Source organism: Archangium sp. (assembly GCF_036277355.1).
Lineage (GTDB): Bacteria > Myxococcota > Myxococcia > Myxococcales > Myxococcaceae > Archangium.
Genome location: NZ_DASUNC010000097.1, coordinates 35,397 through 53,975, shown reverse-complemented (window position 1 = coordinate 53,975; position 18,579 = coordinate 35,397). Strand labels below are relative to the sequence as shown.

9 protein-coding genes are annotated in these 18,579 nt (G+C 70.1%); 5 read left to right on the top strand and 4 right to left on the bottom strand.

Annotated features, from left to right (window positions below; all coding sequences use genetic code 11):
- Both VFZ09_RS25250 and VFZ09_RS25245 read left to right on the top strand, forming a co-directional pair.
- On the top strand, window positions 1-1,584 hold a 1,584-nt coding region (locus VFZ09_RS25250), incomplete at its 5' end, for a hypothetical protein (protein WP_329730212.1).
- Window positions 1,581-2,921, top strand: a complete 1,341-nt coding sequence (locus VFZ09_RS25245) for a hypothetical protein (RefSeq protein ID WP_329730211.1) — start codon at window positions 1,581-1,583, stop codon at window positions 2,919-2,921. The genes VFZ09_RS25250 and VFZ09_RS25245, both read left to right, overlap by 4 nt.
- Window positions 2,922-3,085: 164 nt before the next feature.
- Here VFZ09_RS25245 and VFZ09_RS25240 read toward each other — a convergent pair whose 3' ends face one another.
- A complete protein-coding gene (locus VFZ09_RS25240) occupies window positions 3,086-5,011 on the bottom strand; it encodes a GNAT family N-acetyltransferase (RefSeq protein WP_329730210.1) in 1,926 nt (641 codons plus the stop codon).
- Between the two features lie 300 nt (window positions 5,012-5,311).
- Here VFZ09_RS25240 and VFZ09_RS25235 point away from each other — a divergent pair, with 300 nt between their 5' ends.
- A complete protein-coding gene (locus tag VFZ09_RS25235; RefSeq protein ID WP_329730209.1) occupies window positions 5,312-8,260 on the top strand; it encodes a PAS domain S-box protein in 2,949 nt (982 codons plus the stop codon).
- A 49-nt stretch (window positions 8,261-8,309) separates the two neighbouring features.
- On the opposite strand, the gene VFZ09_RS25230 is transcribed toward VFZ09_RS25235, so the two are convergent.
- Together VFZ09_RS25230 and VFZ09_RS25225 are read right to left on the bottom strand one after the other, a co-directional pair.
- Window positions 8,310-12,659 carry a carboxypeptidase regulatory-like domain-containing protein gene (locus VFZ09_RS25230; protein ID WP_329730208.1) on the bottom strand — a complete coding sequence of 1,450 codons (4,350 nt, stop codon included), beginning with the start codon at window positions 12,657-12,659 and terminating at the stop codon, window positions 8,310-8,312.
- 148 nt (window positions 12,660-12,807) lie between these two features.
- Window positions 12,808-14,589, bottom strand: a complete 1,782-nt coding sequence (locus VFZ09_RS25225; protein ID WP_329730207.1) for a glycoside hydrolase family 88 protein — start codon at window positions 14,587-14,589, stop codon at window positions 12,808-12,810.
- A 166-nt stretch (window positions 14,590-14,755) separates the two neighbouring features.
- Here VFZ09_RS25225 and VFZ09_RS25220 point away from each other — a divergent pair, with 166 nt between their 5' ends.
- Complete coding sequence (locus VFZ09_RS25220; RefSeq protein ID WP_329730206.1) at window positions 14,756-15,448, top strand: hypothetical protein; 693 nt, start codon at window positions 14,756-14,758, stop codon at window positions 15,446-15,448.
- 29 nt (window positions 15,449-15,477) lie between these two features.
- On the opposite strand, the gene VFZ09_RS25215 is transcribed toward VFZ09_RS25220, so the two are convergent.
- A complete protein-coding gene (locus VFZ09_RS25215) occupies window positions 15,478-15,879 on the bottom strand; it encodes a 2TM domain-containing protein (RefSeq protein ID WP_329730205.1) in 402 nt (133 codons plus the stop codon).
- A gap of 111 nt (window positions 15,880-15,990) precedes the next feature.
- Between VFZ09_RS25215 and mgtA the strand changes: the two genes are divergently transcribed.
- Window positions 15,991-18,540 (top strand): magnesium-translocating P-type ATPase, encoded by a 2,550-nt coding sequence (mgtA, locus tag VFZ09_RS25210; protein ID WP_329730204.1) that lies wholly within the window; start codon window positions 15,991-15,993, stop codon window positions 18,538-18,540.
- Window positions 18,541-18,579: the final 39 nt, after the last annotated feature.

Here is an 18,579-nt window from a genome sequence, read left to right as displayed (position 1 = left end):
GAGTTGGAGGCGCGGGGCCTGAAGCTCTCGGCCCGTCCGGACAGGGACTTCCAATCCGGAGACCTGCTGCGGGGGGCAGGCCGCGCCGTCTCCGGCCTGCTCACCCACGAGCAGGAGAAGAACGCCTGGTACACCCACTACACCCGGCAACGAGGCCAGCTCCCACCGTCCTACCAGGAGGACCTCGACGAGGTGGAACAGGAGGCGGCGAAACAGCACTACTCGGCGGGCAATGTGCTGCTGGGCAGCGTGGACCACGTCACCTTCGGCGTGCCGCTGGGCTTCTACTACCTCGCGGCGGGTACGGGCCACGGGCTGTACTCGCTGACTCAGGGCGAGTACGAGCAGGCCGTGCGCGAGCTGACGCCCCTCGCGCTGCTGGCAACCGTGTACGTGGGTGGCAAGGGCGTGCGCACCGTCTACGAAGCCCGGGGAGGAGGAGCCGGACTCCAGCGGGGACTCGAGACGGTGCGGGCGCGAGTGAGTGCCCTCGCGGAGAGGACTCGGCAACTGCAAGCGCAGCTGGGCACGGGCGTGGAGGGCCTGCGGGAGCTGGCCCGGTACATCCAGGCCAGACGTGAGGCGGGCCGCTTCGTGGCCGTGGGGGGGATGGACGCCGCGCTGGCGCTGTACGAGGCGCGGGGGAATGTGGCCCGTGCCCGGCCACTCATGTCCAAGGCGAAGCCCGGGGCCTCTGACTCCCCACCCGCCAAGAGCGGGGAGGGCGCCGGGAAGGCCGCCGCAGTGGATGACGCCGCACGCCCCGCCGTCACGAAGGCCGGTGCTACGGAACGCCCTGGCACCCTGGCCTCGCTGGTGGATGAGGGGGTGGGGCACACGCTGCCGGTGGTGGAGGCGAAGCTGGCGGCGGCGGAGCTCGAGGCCGCGGGCCCGCGCCTGCCCAGGGACCTGGCGGTGCTCGAGAAACACCGCCCCTCCCTCGACGCCCCGCCGCCCGAGGCCCGGGGCAACCCGCGCTGGCGCGAGTACGTGGAGTACTACGACGAGCGCTTGAGAGAGGTGGAGCAGGGCAAGGCCAGCAAGGGTCCCCTGAAATGGGAAGGCTACGAGCAGGTGCGCGGGTGGTTTGCCCGGGGGCTGGCCTTCGAGCGCGACATGGTGAAGCTGCTGCAGGAGGACGCGCTGAAGCCTCGGGCCCAGCGCCGCTTCCTCGGGGACTTCGACAGGCCCCTCGTTGAAATCCAGGTGGGCGTGCGCAAGCCGGGTACCGGCCTGCGCTTCGCGGATGTGCTCGTCATCGAAGAGGGGGGAATTGGCGGTGGGCCACGGCGCGTGGAGGCGTTCAGCTTCAAGAGCCGTGACCTCTCAGGGCTGGAGAGAAGAGCCCTGAGAGCGCAGATCATCGAGGACGCCAGCGAGGCCCTACAGAAATATGGCGAGAGGCTGGACATCCGCCGGGACTCCCTCAAGTCCCTTTTCCCTGAAGACGGCAAGGTGCCCATCCAGCGGGTCCGCCTTGTTTACGAGGGGGGCAAACTTATGCCCAAGAACAAAGCCCACTTGAAGGCGGCCGTGACCGAAACCATGGCAGCCGTTCCGGGAGTGGAGGTGGTGTTTCAATGAAGTGGCTGAGCGTGCATGCTTTGAAGCCGGAGGATCTCCTCCGACTCGAGTTCGACACTGTGTTCGACCAGCAAGCGGCGCTGGAGGGACAGTTGGAACCCTTTGTCCAGGCGCTTGAGGATTATTCCGACGGGTGGATGCCGGACGTCGTTGAAGGCAAGCGGCGCCGCAAATACTCCCGCGCCGCCGTCTGGAAGTCCTTGGAAGAGGAACGCGGCCAAAGAACATCGGGGCTCGGACTTTATCGGACCACGTGGCCCGCATTGGACATGTCGCTCAGCCTCTGGTTTCCGCCGCTGCCTCCCAAGCTGGGAATCTACATTGACGTGAAGCCCCTCTCCTTCTTCGCGGAGGCGGAGCGCTGCCGGAAATTCGTCGAGATGGTGCGCGCCTGGGCCTGCGGCTACCCGGTCTCGCATGCCTGGGCTCACAGCAGTGATGACATGGAGTTGGCGGACTTTCCCAATTTTGGCCGCGATGATGAAACCCGGCGCAGAGACGGCTTCGACAAAGTCTACGAGGTGTGCTGGCTCAACGTCTTCGGCCCCAAGCTGGTGGAAACCGTGGGGCGCGAGCGCATGCTGTCCACTCCGGCTCACCGGGTGGAGGAGTTGCCCAACGGCTCCATCCTCCTGGTGACGTGGCCCACCGTCGCGGACTTTGCCAGCAAGGAGGCTCGGCTCGCACAGGCCCGCGCTCACGCCCACCTCCGGCCGGACCTCGACTTCGACACCATGCTGCGCTCCCTGCATGAGCGCAGTGCCATGCTCGCCCCCGTGGAGCCCCGCTTCCACCCGGACCTGGCCCCCCTCCTTTCGAGGGTGGTGGATCAGGCCGCCAGTTACGAGCGCCAGCGGAGGATTGCCGAGCTCAACGCGTGGCGCCCTCCTGAGCCCGAGGAGTGGCGCCCCGCCGACTCCGCTCTACCTCCGGACGTGGACAACCTGGAGCGCTCGCTCGAGTATTACAGCGATCTCGCCGAGCACCTCGTGGCGCTGCTGCACTCGGAGGTGCCCTCCGTCTTCAAGGCGACGCCCGAGTCGCTCACGGACGCCGACTTCTACTTCTGGTGCGAGGAATTCCCGAAGAGCCGCCTGCGGGAAGCCATCGACGAGCACGCGGTGCCCGCCATTGGCGCGTACCTGGGGGAGGTGCTGGTGCGCAACCTGGGCGGCCGGTGGATTCCGCGCCAGAGGCTCGAGGAGGCCCAGGTCCTCGTGGGCAACCGCGTGTGGCTTCCCTTCGTCCGGGCCCGCAACTACATGCGCTCGCGGCAGTCGCTGCTGGACTACTCCCTCACCTGGCTCTACCGCGTGGCAGAGCGGCACCGGGGCTGACGGGCGAAACGACACGGTGCCTGGTACACGGCGAACTGGAGCCTGGGGGACGGCCCGGGGTGGCTGGAGCTGCAAGCCCAGATGATGCTGGAGCCGGAGGAGGCCGCGCCCTCCTTCGACTTCGCCGACCAGCTCGCCAGGGAAGCTGTTGCCCACGGACATCTTCATGCGCCGGAGCCCGTCGTCCTCCGAGCCGGGTCCGCGCTGGGTCCCTCCCCCGGCGCCCTGAGCCCGCCCGGCACGCGGTCGGGAAACAGCAGCTCCAGGTGGTAGCTGCTGCCCTCCAGGCGGGCCTGCACGGGCAGCCCGCTCTCGTGGAAGACGTCGAGCATGGGCTTGTTCGACACCAGCACATCCGCCTGGAAGCCCGGCAGCCCCCGCGCCTGCGCCGCCTCGCGGATGCGCCTCATCAACGCCGTGCCCACGCCCCGGCCCTGCCAGTCATCGCGCACCACGAAGGCCACGTCCCCCAGCCCCGTCGCGGCCACCACGTCGTAGCGCACCACGCCCACCAGCTCCTCCGTGCCCGGCATGCTCGCCACCAGCGCCATGTTCTGCTCGTAGTCCGGGTTCACCAGCTCCTGCACCTCCTCGTGGGGGTGCCGCTTCTTGAAGCACAGGAAGCGCCGGTACGTGCTGTCGTCGCTCAGCCCGTACAACAGCTCCTGCAGCGCCCGCTCGTCGGTGATGCGCGCGGGCCGGATGAGCAGCTCCTGCCCGGAGAGGATGCGCTCCACCCGCTCCTCCGTCCACGGATAGCGCGCCTTCGGCACCACCTGGTCCGGCAGCACCCAGTGCCGCGCCTTCGCCGCCGCCATCAACTCCGCCCGGAAGTCCGGGTGGGCGATGTGGATCAGCGCCTTGGCGCGCTCGCGGATGTTCTTCCCCCACAGGTCCGCCACCCCGTACTCCGTCACCACGTAGTGCACGTCTCCGCGGCTCGTCACCACGCCCGTGCCCGCCTCCAGCGCCACTTGAATCCGGCTCAGCGAGCCGCCCTTCGCCGTCGAGGGCAGCGCGATGATCGGCCGCCCTCCCCGGCTGCGCGCCGCGCCCCGGATGAAGTCCACCTGCCCGCCGATCCCCGAGAAGAAACACCCGCCCAGCGTGTCCGCCGCCACCTGCCCCGTCAGGTCCACCGCCAGCGCGCCGTTGATGGCCACCATCCGCTCGTTCCGCGCCACCACCCCCGGATCATTGGTGAAGTCGCTCGGCCTCATCTCGATGGCCGGGTGCTCGTGCGCCCACGCGTACAGCTCCCGGGTTCCCATGATGAAGGACGTCACCAGCTTGCCCGGCAGCAGCGTCTTCCTCCGTCCGGTGATGACGCCCGCCTCCACCAGGTGCATCACCCCGTCGGACATCATCTCCGTGTGCAGCCCCAGATCCTTGTGCCCCGTGAGCTGCGCCAGCACCGCGTCCGGAATCCTCCCGATGCCCAGTTGCAGCGTGGCCCCGTCCGGAATCAGCCGCGCGATGTGGCCGCCGATCTCCCGCGACACCTCGTCCTGCGCCTCGTGGGGCCGCTCCAGCAGCGGTTGATCCACCGGCACCAGGCGGTGCAACCGGCTCACGTGGACGAAGGAGTCCCCATGGGTGCGCGGCATGTGCGGATTCACCTCGGCGATGAGCAGCGAGGCCGCCTCCACCGCCGAGCGCACCACGTCCACCGAGACACCCAGGCTCACGTACCCGTGCGCGTCCGGCGGGCTCACCTGCAGCAGGGCCACGTCCACCCGGACGCGGTTGCTCCGGATGAGCTCGGGGATCTCCGAGAGGAACACGGGCATGAAGTCCGCCCGGCCCTCCTGGACCGCCTTGCGCGTGTTGGCGCCGATGAAGAAGGCGATGTGCCGGAAGCGGTGCTGGTACTCGGGCTCCACGTAGGGCGCCGGCCCCAGCGTCATCAGGTGCACCACCTCGTTGTCGGCCAGGTGCTCGCCCTTCTCCACCAGGGCCTTGACGAGGGCCACGGGCTCGGCCGCCCCCGAGCCGATGAGGATGCGCCGCCCCGGCCGGATCAGCCGGATGGCCTCCTCCGCCGTCGACACCTTCTCCGCGTAACGCTCCCGCCAGTCCCGCGCGTCCATGCGCCCTCCCGTCCTGCCGCGCTAGCAACCTTCGTTCCAACGGTGCGTCCAGGGCCCGGCGGTGTCATCCGGCGCAAACCGTGCGCTCCGGTGGGGCACCCGGCGCAACCCCCGCGCGGCTCGCTCTCCCGGGGACCCGGGAAGCAGGAAGGGATCTCCCGCCTCGTCCACCCGGAGGCGGGGCGAGTCCGCGCCCCGCCGGGTGCTCTCCCCCAGGCCCATGGCGTGGGCCGGGCGCCTGTTCATGTTGAGCAGGGTATCCACTCGCAGCGCCACAGGGGCAGTCCCTCCTCCAGAGCCATGACGACGTCGCCGCATCGGGCTTCCCTCCATCGGTTCCAGCAGGGGCTCGCGCGGCTGGCCTCCATCGCCAGTGCGCTCGCCGTCCTGGTCGCCGGTGTCGATCTGCTCGGCTGGGCCCTGGGGAGCAGGTTCCTCACCCAGCTCCTTCCCCTGCCGGGCGCGGGCCTCATGATGCCCAACACCGCCATCGGCCTCGCCCTGAGTGGTACCGCGCTCTGGCTGCTCCACCCGAAAGGAGCGAGCCGGCCGCGGCGCGTGTCGGGCAGGGCCCTGGCACTCATCCCCCTGCTGCTGGGGGGCCTGGTCCTCTCCGAGTACCTCTTCGGGCTCGATGCCGGTATGGATCTCCTCTTCTTCGGCGAGACCGTCCAGCGCATGGCGCCCATGCTCCCGGGACGGCCCTCGCCCATGGGGGCGCTGAACTTCTGCCTCCTGGGGCTGGCCCTCCTCCTGCTGCACGTCAGGACCCGCAGGGGGTGGCTCGCCGCCCGGCCGCTTGCCCTGATCGTCACGCTCACCTCCGCCCAGGTCCTCATCGGGTACCTGTACCTGGAGGGGAGCCTGGCCGAGCCCAGGCGGCTCTTCTCCTTCCTGCCGCCCTTCACGCCCATGGCCGTGCATACGGCGGCGCTCTTCCTGCTGTTGTCACTCGGCATCCTGTCCGTCCATCCCGAGCACGGGCTGACGGGGGTGCTCCTCCGGGACGATGTGGGGGGCATCCTGGTGCGCCGGCTCCTGCCCGCCCTCCTCCTCACCCCCCTGCTGGTGGGCGGCGTGTGGATCCTGGGAGAGCGGCTGGGGCTCTTCGGGACCACCCTCGGAGTCTCCCTCTTCGTGCTCGTCACCATGGTGGCCTTCCTGCTCGTGATCGCGCGCAACGCGAGCACCCTCTCCCTGCTGGATGCGCAGCGCCACGCCATGGAGCAGTCCCTCCGGCTGTCGGAGGCCCGCTTCGCCGGCATCGTCTCCACCGCGGCCGATGCCATCATCTCGGTGGACGAGGCGCAGCGGATCACCCTCTTCAACACGGGGGCGGAGCGCATCTTCGGCTACGCGGCGAGCGAGGTCCTGGGCCAGTCCCTGGATCTGCTCGTGCCCGAGCGGTTCCAGGCCCTCCACCGGCAACACCTCCGGGAGTTCGCGGCCAGCGAGCGGACGGCCCGTCACATGGGAGAGCGGCGGACCATCACCGGCCGGCGCAAGAATGGCGAGGAGTTCCCCGCGGAGGCCAGCATCTCGAAGCTGCGGGTGGACGGAACGCAGCTGCTCACCGTCATCGTGCGGGACATCACCGCGCGCCAACGCGCCGAGGAGGGACTTCGCAACAGCGAGGAGCGCTTCCGGACCTCGTTCGAGGATGCCCCCATCGGCATGGCCCTGGTGGGCCTGGATGGCCGGTTCCTGAGCGTGAATGGCTCGCTGTGTGGGATCGTCGGCTACTCCCCCAAGGAGCTCCTCACCAAGACGTTCCAGGACATCACCTGGCCGGAGGATCTGGAGCTGGACCTGGCCAACGTGCACCGGCTGCTCCAGGGGGAGATCAGCTCGTACCAGATGGAGAAGCGCTACATCCACAAGGACGGCCACCGGGTGACCATCCTGCTCACGGCCTCGCTGGTCCGCGGCGCCCGGGGAGAGCCGCTCCATTTCATCTCGCAGATCCAGGACATCTCCGAGCGCAAGCAGCTCGAGCAGGCGTGGCGCTTCCTGGCCGAGTCGGGCCCACGGCTCGCGGCGTCGCTCGACTCACGGACCACGCTCACCACCGTGGCGGGCCTGGCCGTTCCCGCGCTGGCGGACTGGTGCCTGGTCGAGCAGCTCGACGAGGAGGGACGGGTGAAGCGGGTGGAAGGACTGGCGGCCTCCCCGGAGAAGTCACGGCTCCTCCGCGAGCTGCTCACGCCCCCTCCCCAGGGCGGCCCCTCCCATCCAGGACACCTCATTTCCCAGGTGCTGCGGACGGGGCAGCCGGCGCTCCTGCCGGAGCTCTCCGAGGCGGTGCTCGAGTCGGCGGCGGAGGACCCCCATCACCTGGAGCTGCTCCACCATCTGGAGCCCCGCTCGGGCCTGATCATCCCCCTCGTCACCCGCGGGCGTACGCTGGGCGCGCTCGTCCTCGTGATGTCCGAGTCCGGGCGCCGCTACGAAGCCCGGGACCTGGCGCTGGCGGAGGAGCTGGCCCAACGCGCCGCGCTCGCCCTCGACAATGCCTGCCTCCACGAGAAGTCCGAGCAGGCCACCCGCACCCGCGACGAGGTGCTGCGGATCGTCGCCCATGACTTGCGCACCCCGCTCAACGTCATCTCGCTGAGCACGAAGGTGCTCCTGAAACATCCGCCCGAGAAGCGGGCCACCGACACGAAGCCGCTCGAGGCCATCCAGAAGTCGGTGGACCGGGCCACCCGGCTCATCCTGGATCTGCTGGACATCGCCCGGATGGAAGCCGGCCGTCTGTCCGTGGACCGGGGATGGGAACAGACCGCGCCCCTCGTCCGGGAGGCCGCCGAGCTGCATCGCGCGCTCGCGGAGGAGAAGTCCATCCAGCTCAGGGTCGCCGTCCCCGAGGACGCGCCCCCCGTCTTCGCCGACCGCGACCGGGTGCTGCAGATCCTCTCGAACCTGCTCGGCAACGCGCTCAAGTTCACGCCCATGGGAGGGCGGATCCTCCTCCGGGCCGAGCCGGTGGGGAGCCGGGTGCGCTTCTCGGTGAGCGACACGGGCTCCGGCATTCCCGAGGAGGATCTGCCCCACCTCTTCGAGCCCTTCTGGCAGGCCTCCGCGGGAAGGAAGCAGGGAGCGGGCCTGGGACTGGCCATCGTGAAGGGGCTCGTGGACGCGCACGGCGGACAGATCTGGGTCGAGAGCAGCCCCGGGGTGGGGAGCACCTTCTTCTTCACGCTCCCCACCGCGAGTCCGGCCGAGGCCCATCCCCCGGCTCACGCGTGAGACACACGGGGAGGCAGCGCGACGGCCCGCCTCCCCGTGCCCGGACCGCCTAGCGATCCGGCCGCTGGAAGACCCTCACGGCGTTGACGAGCGGATCCCCATACCCCTCGCGCGGGACGAACCGGAGGTTGAGCTGGCCGTCGGTGACCTCGAGGAAGAAGCTGTGGTCATCCGCCCTCCGCCGGCCCACCTCTCCGGCGATGTCATGCGCCGGCAGCAGGAGGGTCTGCTCGCCCACCACGTCGAAGACGCGCTCCAGACGATCCTCGCTCTGGATCTCCGCGAAGCGCAGATCGATCTGATACACGCCCGGCGGCAGGCCATCGAAGCGGTACTCGAAGAAGCCGCGCCGCCCCGTCTGGTAGAGCGGATCATCGTCCGTGCCACTGATGGAGGAGCTGGTCCGCACCGTCCGCGACGGGTCGACATACCCCCAGCTTCCGCGGCTGTAGCGCTGATCGGCCGCCCAGACGTTGCCCGCGCGGTCCACATAGGTGCCATCACCCGCGTTCACGCCCTGGTAGTACGCCGGGACGATCATCACGATGGGGATCTGCAGCGTGGGCGCGCGCCCGCTGTTGCTCTGCAGGTACAGCGTGGCGTGGTAGATGCCCGGCTCCAGGCCCGTGGCATCGGCCGTGACGGCGATCCGCTGGCTGAGGCCCACGCCCAACGTCCCGCTGTCCGGGCTCTCCGAGAGCCAGGGCACGTCCGTGAAGACCGGCACGCCGCTCTCGATGAGGTACGCCTGGCGGCTGTTCTGGCTGACGGTCCACAGGTTGCCCTGCTCGTTCAGCTCCAGGCCCGCGCCGCTGAAACCGGGGTTGGGGTGCGCCAGGGTCGCCAGCACCGTGCAGGTGTCCGGGTTGAGCTCGTAGAGGGTGTCGCTGGGGCTGTTGGTGGCCATCCAGAGCACGTTGAAGGACGGGTTCCACGCCAGGCCGGAGATGCTGCCATCCGCCGGACTGCACTGGCCGATGACGGCGCCCCGGTCCGGATGGGACAGGCCCTTGACGTGGTAGATGATGCCCTCGTTCCAGCCACCGACGTAGAAGGTGTCGTCATCGGGCCGGTAGGCCAGGCCGCGCTGCGAGGTGGCCGTCCAGGGGAAGTCGCCCGTGATGGCGTCCATCACGGCGCCCGTGGCCGGCTCCCAGCAGTGGATGCCGTTGTCACCGCCGACGTCGAGCTGGCACATGAGGCCTCGGCCCGCGTCATGGGCCATGTCCGCCGGCCACTGCCCCACCCACGTCGCCAGCCAGTCGCGCCCCGTGTCCACCCCGTCCACGGTGAACTCGTGGTTGCTCCGGGAGGTCGGATCCGAGAGCCAGACGTTGCCCGTGTAGCCCACCCCCCAGGGCAGCTCGAGCCCCGTCGGCCAGCTGCGCAGGACGTCTCCCACCAGCGTCGGCCCCCAGCCGGGAAGCGGCTCGCCCCCGAAGACGTCCCGCGTGGTGTGGCTGTTCGGATCGAACTTCAGGCCCGGGGTGGGCCGGCGCCGCGGGACGACGCTCGCCCGCTCTCCGCCCGTCTCGCGCAACCTCCACTCCAGGGGCGCGGAGCCCGTGTTGCTCAACGTCAGGTACTGGGTCCGCCGCTCGCCCCGCGGCACGATGAACTCGAGCACGGTGGGGGTGATGACGGCACGCGCCGTGCGCAGCACCCAGTCGCGCGTCACCCCCTCGCCATCCGTGGAGAGCGTCACCGTGTCCGTCCCGGTGACGTAGTTGGGCGCGGAGGCCTCCAGCGTGTACGTGCCCAGGAAGAGCTGCAGGCGGTAGCGGCCGTCCGCGCCGGTGGTGACCTGGCGCACCACCGTGCCCCCCGCGAGCGCGCGCACCGTGGCCCCCGCGATGGGCAGCCCATCGTTGGCGTCGGTCACCACGCCCTCGACGAAGCCGTTGGGCGGCAGGACGAAGCGGATGGCCCGCTCATCCCTCAGCGCCGGGCTGTTGAACGAGTACTGCAGCGCCACGGTGCCCGTCTCGTTCTCGATGCCCACCGTGGCCGACTCGCCCCGCTCCAATCCGGTGTCCGCGAGGTTCCGGTACTGCATCAGGACCTGGCCCCGCTCGGTGAGGATGATCTCGAAGTCGACGCGCTGGGACGTATCGGTGAGGAAGGCCACGTTGCGCCACTCGACGACGAGCTCGCGCGCCGGAGCCTCGCCACGCGTCAGCGTCAGGACGCTGGACTCCCCATCGACGAGCAGATCGTCCCAGAGGGCGTAGATGGCGGCGTTGGGCGGATTCGGGCTGGGCAGGGACTCGTTGGCGAAGTTCGCGTTGGGCGCGAGGAAGTTCAGGTTGCCGTTGGTGGAGACGTAGGCGGAGCCGTACGTCTGGCCATAGAAGGTGAAGGGAAAGGGCAGGCCCACCTGGACCACGCTGTCATCCCCCGCCAGCGGGAGGGGCGTGGTGGCCTCGACATAGGCGGGCGCCTCGTACCGGCAGGAGTAGCCGTAGGCATCCGTCCGGGACTCCAGCACCAGGTCCAGCGACTCGCCGCCGTCCACGAGCAGGTGCTCGGTGCGAGGCAGGAAGCAGCCGTCCGCCTCCACGCGCACGTCGTACTCGCCCTCCGGCACGCGCTCGAAACGCCAGGCGCCGGCCGCGTCGGTGAGGACGGTGCCCAGGGGGGTGCCCAGGAGGGTGACGCGAGCGAAGGCGATGGGCGCCCCGGAGGCGTCGAGCACCCGGCCCGAGACGGCATGCGAGGGCACCGGGCTCAGCGCGAAGTCCACGGGGGTGACACTGCCCTCGGTCACCTCCACGGCTTCCACGACGCGGCGCTCGTAGCCGAAGAAGGTGGCGGAGACGCGGTACGTCCCCGTGGGGAGCGTCAGGGAGTACCGGCCCTCCTCATCCGTGAGGGTGTCCCGCGAGAAGGGACCCTCGGCCAGGACGCGAGCGCCGGGCAACGGGGCGCCGGTGGAGGCATCCGTCACCACGCCGCGCACGATGCCGGTGGGGCCCGTGGGAGCGCGCTCCACGGCGGCGAAGGCGTCGAGCTGGCCCTCGCCCCAGACGTTGTTGTCCGCCGCGGTGCCGCCGCAGCTCAGGTCCTCCCGGTCCACCGCCGACGCATCGAGCAGGGCACGGGTGGCCTCCACGTCTCCCACCAACGACGGAGCGGCGGACCACATCAGCGCCACCGTGGCGGCCACGTGGGGCGTGGCCATGGAGGTGCCACTCAAGACTTCGTAGCCGCCGCCCGTGAAGCTGCTGCGCACGTTGACACCGGGCGCGGCGATGTCGGGCTTGGTGAGGCCGTCGAAAGCCGAGGGGCCCCGGGCGGAGAAGGAGGCGATGTTCCCGTTGATGTCGAAGGCGCCCACCCCGTAGCTCTCCGGGTACGCGGCCGGCACGCCCACGCTGCCACAGGGGGCGGGATCCGGGTTGCCCACGGCGAAGGTGGGGAAGATGCCCGCGGCGACCCACGCCTGCACGATGGGCCGGAAGAAGGGATCCGACGGCCCGTCTCCCCACGAGTTGTTGAGGATGTGCGGCCGCAGCTCCGGCCGCGGGTTGTTGCCACTCAGGTCCGTGGGGGCGAGCATCCACTGGCCGGCGGCCAGCAGGGCCCCCGTCGAGCAGCCCAGGTCCTCGCACCCCTTGGCGGAGATCCACCGCGCGCCCGGGGCCACGCCAATCTGGTTGCCGCTGTCATCGTCCCCCGCCATGGTGCCCATGGTGTGCGTGCCATGGCCCACGTTGTCGCAAGGGGCCAGCGAGGGGCTGCCACAGACGCTGGAGGGATCGAACCAGTTGTAGTTGTGATCGAGACTGCCATCCGCGAGGCGTCCCCGGTACTGCCGGGCCAGCGCGGGGTGATCGAACTGGACGCCGGTGTCGATGCTCCCGATGACGATGCCCTCGCCGCGGGTACCGAAGGTGGACCAGACCTCGGGGGCGCGGATGCGGGCGATGTTCCACTCGATGTCCGAGGGAGTCGGAGGCGAGCGAGTGCCGGGGATGGGCGTGGGGATGCGGTAGTCCCCTTCCTGGAGGATGTGATCGACGTCGGGCCGGCTGGCCAACGCCTTGAGGGCCGCATCGTCCGCCTTCACGCGGACGGCGTTGACGAGCCAGAAGGACTGGTGGTCCAGGCCGTGGGCCCGCAACTGGTCGCGGAGATCACCCTGGCTGCTGCGGGCCACGGACTGGAGTTGCTCCACGACGAAGCGTCCGCGGGCATTCCAATCCTTCATCCCGAAGGCCGGGCTCAGGTCCGCCTGCTGACGGAGGAAGACCCAGGCGGTGCGGGCCGGGGCGGGCGGCGGGGGTGGCGGATCCTCCGCGGGAGTGTCTGGTTTACACGCCTGCAGGAGCACGGCCAGCGACAAGAAGATCGCGAGCAGCCGTGCAGTCGGCCTGACAGCGAGGAACGCGTGTTTCATCCGTGTCATGACTCCCCCCACCGCTCCTGGAAGAGCGGCTGGCATTGCAAAGGCTTGCGTTATGAGCCATTTCGCGCCGCCCCTCCATCGGCCGCCGGGGTCGGGGAGAGCCGCTCTTCCAACACCTCCCGGAATCCCTCTGGTGGGCCTACTTCTTGTCCGAAGGCGGCGGCCGGCGCGAGGGCCGCGGCGTGCGCGCCTTGGAGGCGGGCTGGGCGGCCGGGGCCTGGGCGGCGGCCGTCTCCGGCCTCACGGTGTGGTTCTGCACGCGGATCTCGTTGTCGAAGATGGCGCTCTTGAGCGCCACCTTGCCCACGTCATCGATGGCGGGCGCACCGGTCCGGAAGACGTAACGATCCGCCACGAGGATGGGCGCGCCTCCCGGAGGAGTGATCCAGACGCTGTAATTCCTGGCGGTGAGATCGGCCCGCATCCGGATGTGGTAGGTCTTGTTGGGATCGTACTGCACCGGGGTGATGGCCGCGAAGTCGGTCCCCCGGCGGACGTCGAAGGTTCCGCTCCGGTTCAGGCGGATGGTCATGGGCAGATCATTGTAGGACGTGGGGTTGGTGGAGGTATCCGTGTAGCCGATGACGGCATCCACGGGCTCGGTGAGCGGGGTCACGTCGAACTCGACCACCTGGACGCCGGTGTTGGCGGTGCCCAGGCTCTGCACGCTCGGACCGAAGGAGATGGACGCCACCCACCCGCCCGCGGCCTGCAGCTTGTAACGCTGCAGCGCCTCGGCGAAGTAGTAGTCCGAGTAGATGAGGCCCGCGTTGATGTCCTGCCCCTTCTCGTAGAAGCCCACGCCCCGCTTGAGGACCGCGGGGCTGTTGCTGGTGCCCATGACCAGGTAGTCCGGCGAGCTGAGGACATCGAGCGTGGCGAGGGCCGCGTTGCGGTAGCGCTGGGAGATGACCGGATCCCGGACGTACCGGCTCAGCTCCAGCATCGCCGAGGCGGCGATGGCGGCGGCCGAGGAGTCCTTCTGCTGGGGCGCCTGGGGATGGAAGTCCCAGTTGGGGATGAAGTCCGCGGGCAGGTTGTTGAGGTAGAAGTCGGTGACCTTCTGCGCGGTGGCCAGCATCTGGGGATCCGTCGTGTAGCGGTAGGCCATGGTGAAGCCATACATGGCCCAGGCATGCCCGCGGGCCCAGGTGGCCTTCGTCTGGTCGGCACAGCGCGTACAGCCCTGGTACGAGCCCTTGGAGCGGATGGCGCCCGTTTTGGAGTAGTCCACCACGTGCCAGGTGCTGCCGTCCGCGCGGACCATGTCGGTCATCGTCTTGCGGGCATGGCTGAGCGCCTTGTCGTTCATGCTCGCGTCGCCCCCGTTCCGGGCCGCCCAGAAGAGCAGCTCCAGGTTCATCATGGTGTCGGTGACCATGGGGACGTCCCACTGCGGCGCGTTCCAATCGCAGCAGCTGATGACACCCACCTCGGCTTTGTAGCGGGTGGCCAGTGCGCGCGCGGCGTTGAGCAGCACGCCCTGGTAGGCGGTATTGCCCGTCAGGCGGTAGCCCTGGCCGTAGCTGTTGAAGAACTTGAAGCCCATGTCATGCGTGGTGGCGTTGTTCTGCTGCACCGCCAGCGGCGTGGTCCACGTCTCCGCCCGCGTCCGCCATGCGGGGTCGCGGGTCTTGTCGTACATCTGCCAGAGCAGGCCGGGGAAGAACCCCTGCGTCCAGCCGGGGAGGTCATTGGCGGCGACGGTCGTCCAGCTCCCGGAGTCCAGCGGACTCGTCTTGGGATACTGGCCCGGCGTGCCCTCGGCGGCCGTCCAGAACATCTGGTGTTGGGTGAACTGCCGGGAATAGTCCGCTTTCGTCTCGTTGAAGTCGGCCCGGGCCGGACTCGCCAGCCCCCCCAGGCAACCCGCCCACACCCAGACGAACACCCTTGCTCGATTCTTGGCAATCATTGTCATCCTTCCCTCCAGTGCTCGCGGGAAGATGGCGCACGTGGAGCCGGAGACCATTGGCTCATTGGTGGACGGAAGGTTGAAGGGTGGACGCGCCCCCCTCCCACCCGGCCGATGGCGGCCAGGGACTCGCGTGCCATCTTGTCCGCCCACTCACATGGAGCCGGAATCCATGCACGCCCGCGACACCGCGTTCTACCGGCGATGGATCCTCGCGAATGGCCTGGCGGAAGCCGCCGGGCTGGGAACGACCTTCGTCGCGGGACGGTGGGTGGCGCCCCACCTCGAGCGGGTGACGGGCGTGACGGCCATCCTCGGAGGAGCGCTCGCCGCGGTCCTCCTGGGCATCCTGCTCGAGGGCGTGGTCGTGGGCGTGCTCCAGGAGCGGGTGCTGCGTCAGCGCCTCGTGGACCTGCGCCGGGGAGCCTGGGTCCTCGCGACCGCCGCCGGGGCCGGGCTGGCCTGGCTGCTCGGGATGGTGCCGAGCACGATCATGGCTCTCGGCACCCAGGCGTCCTCGGGCCCGGCCCCCGAGGAGCCGGGAGCGCTGCTCAAGTCCGCTCTGGCCATGGGGCTGGGGCTCGTCACCGGCCCCATCCTCGGCCTCGCTCAATGGACGGTCCTGCGCGGCCTGGTGCCGCGGGCGGGCCGCTGGTTGTGGGCCAACGCCCTGGCCTGGGCCGTGGGAATGCCCGTCATCTTCTTGGGGATGGACCTCGTGCCGTGGACGGGGCCCTTCGGGCTCGTGGCGATCAGCCTGTACCTGCTCTGCGGCGTCACGGGCCTGGTGGTCGGCGCCATCCACGGGCGGGTGCTGGTGCGGCTCCTGGAGCCGCCCGGGCACCCGCCCCCCTCCAGGCCATGACCCGGAAGTCTGGAATCAATGTCTTCCACTCAAGGGGCCAGGGGCCGGGGTGGCCGGGGAGGGCCGCCCGTGCGCTCCCTGTCGCGCTCCATGAGCTGGCGGGTCTTGCGCTCCTCCCACCGCTCGCTGAAGAAGGACCCCTCCATGAGCACGGAGAAGCCGTGCATCATCACGACGATTCCCCAGCCGATGAGCGGCCAGTAGAACCAGGGCCCGCCGGGGGTCGCCATGTCGATGGCGAACAAGCCGAGGTTCACCACCAGGTACCACATGAAGTGCATGTAGAAGTCGCGCAACGTGACGACACGTTTGTGCGCGCGCTCGTATGCCTGGTTGTTCTTGTCGGGCTCGGGCATGGGGTTCTCCTCCACCTTCGAAGCTGGGGAGCCGTCCCGGCCCGCGTCCAGCGGCACGCGCAAGCCCCTGTGCATGGCCCCCTGCCCGGGCAGCGGTCCCCGCGCCGGAGCCCCGCTCCCGCTTCAGCGGCCCGAGTCCCACGATAAGGGGCACGGCTCCCCGAGCCAGGTGCCATGGAGCTGGCCATGAAGCCTCGGAGTCCCACGAGCCAACCGGAGGAGCCGCCCGCCTGGTGCGGGCCACGGGAGGCCCTGCTGTCACGGCTGGCGTGCTCGCCCGGGGGGCTGACGCAGGACGAGGCCACGGAGCGGCTCGCGCGGTACGGGCCCAACACCCCGGGGCAGCAGGCCCGGCGCCCGGCCTGGGTGCAATTCCTCCGGCGCTTCACCAACCCGCTCGTGCTGGTGCTGCTGGTGGCCAGCGGGGTGTCCTTCCTCACGCATGAGCTGACGAGCTCCGCCATCATCGCCAGCATCGTCCTGGTGAGCGTGACGCTGGACTTCCTCCAGGAGTGGCGCGCGGACAACGCGGCGGAGCGGTTGCGGAGCTCCGTGGCCCTGAAGGCCACCGTCCTCCGGGACGGCGCGCAGCGGGAAGTGCCCGCCCGGGAGCTCGTCCCGGGGGACGTGGTGCTGCTGTCCGCGGGCAGCCTGGTGCCGGCGGACGCCCGGCTGCTGGAGGCGAGGGATCTCTTCGTCAACCAGGCCATGCTCACCGGCGAGTCCTACCCGGTGGAGAAGCAGCCGGGAGAGGAAGCCGTGGGGGGGGAGCCCACCGAGGCGCGCAACGCCGTCTTCATGGGCACCGCCGTCATCAGCGGCACGGGGCGGGCGCTCGTCTTCGCCACGGGGGGGCGCACCACGATGGGGGACATCGCCCGCGCGCTCGCCGAGCCCACGCCCTCCACCGCCTTCGAGCGGGACACGCGCCACTTCGGCCTGATGCTGATGAGGCTGACGGTGCTGCTGGTGCTCTTCGTCCTGCTGGCGGCCGTGCAGGCACACCGGCCGCTGCTGGAGTCCTTCCTCTTCGCGGTGGCGCTGGCGGTGGGGCTGACGCCCGAGCTGCTGCCCATGGTGCTGTCGGTGACGCTCGCGCGAGGGGCCATGCGGATGGCGGCGCGCCATGTCATCGTCAAGCGGCTGAGCGCGGTGCACGACCTGGGCAGCATGGACGTGCTGTGCACGGACAAGACGGGCACCCTCACCGAGGCCCGCATCCACCTGGAGCAGCACGAGGACGCCACGGGGCAGCAGAGCGAGCAGGTGCTGCGGTGGGCCTGGCTCAACAGCCACTTCGAGTCCGGGCTGCGCAGCCCCATGGACGAGGCCATCCTCGCCCACTCGGAGGTGGAGGCACGGGACTGGCGCAAGGTGGACGAGGTGCCCTTCGACTTCGAGCGCCGCCGGGTGTCCGTGCTGCTGGAGCACGAGGGGCGCCGGGTGCTGGTGGTGAAGGGCGCGCCCGAGGACATGCTCACCCGCTGTACCCGGTACGAGCTGGACGGGGCGCCGCGCGCGCTGGACGCGGAGACCCGGGCGCGGGTGCGGGCGCGCTTCGAGGCCCTGGGCGCGGAGGGCTTCCGGGTGCTGGCGGTGGCCTGGCGCGAGGAGTCCCCGGACATGCGGGTGGCCCACCTGGACGACGAGACGGAGCTGGTGTTCGCGGGCTTCGCCGCCTTCCTGGATCCGCCCAAGCAGAGCGCGCGGCCCGCGCTGGAGGCCCTCGTGCGCGCGGGGGTGATGGTGAAGGTGGTGACGGGCGACAACGAGCGGGTGGCGCTGCACGTCTGCCGCCAGCTCGGGCTGGAGGTGGAGGGGGTGCTCACCGGCGCGGAGGTGGGGACGATGGACGAGCCCGCGCTCCGGGTCCGCGCCGAGCGCACCACGCTCTTCGCCCGCGTCTCTCCGGGGCAGAAGAGCCGCGTCATCCACGCGCTGCGCGGGCGGGGGCACGTGGTGGGCTACCTGGGAGATGGCATCAACGACGCGCCCTCGCTGCACGCCGCGGACGTGGGCATCTCCGTGGACAGCGCGGTGGACGTGGCCCGCGAGGCGGCGGATCTGCTGCTGCTGCGCCAGGACCTGGCCGTGCTGTACGACGGCGTCCTCGAGGGCCGGCGCACCTTCGGCAACGTGATGAAGTACATCCGCATGGGGACCAGCTCCAACTTCGGCAACATGCTGAGCATGGCCGGGGCCTCGGTGCTGCTGCCGTTCCTCCCCATGCGTCCCATCCAAATCCTGCTCAACAACCTCCTCTACGACGTGTCGGAGCTGGCCATCCCCCTGGACGAGGTGGATCCGGAGCTGCTGGAGCGGCCCACGAGGTGGGATCTGCGGCTCGTCCGGCTCTTCATGGGGGTGCTCGGCACGCTCAGCTCCGTGTTCGACGCGGCCACCTTCGGCGTGCTGCTGCTCTTCTTCCACGCGGGCGCGGCGCTCTTCCAGACCAGCTGGTTCATGGAGTCGCTCACCACGCAGGTGCTGGTCATCTTCGTCATCCGCACCCGCCGCAATCCCCTGCGCAGCCGGCCCTCGCGGTGGCTGGTGGCCAGCTCGCTGGGGGTGGTGCTGGTGGCCAACGTGCTGCCCTTCACGCCGCTGGGCGCCTGGTTCGGCTTCGAGCCCCCACCCCTCGCCCTGCTGGGCGCGCTCGCGGTGCTCGTCGTGGGCTACCTGCTGTCCGCCGAGCTCCTCAACCGCTGGTTCTTCCGCCGCTACGTCCCGGGCTGAACGGACGATTCGAGGACGGCTCAGGGGAACCCCTCAAAC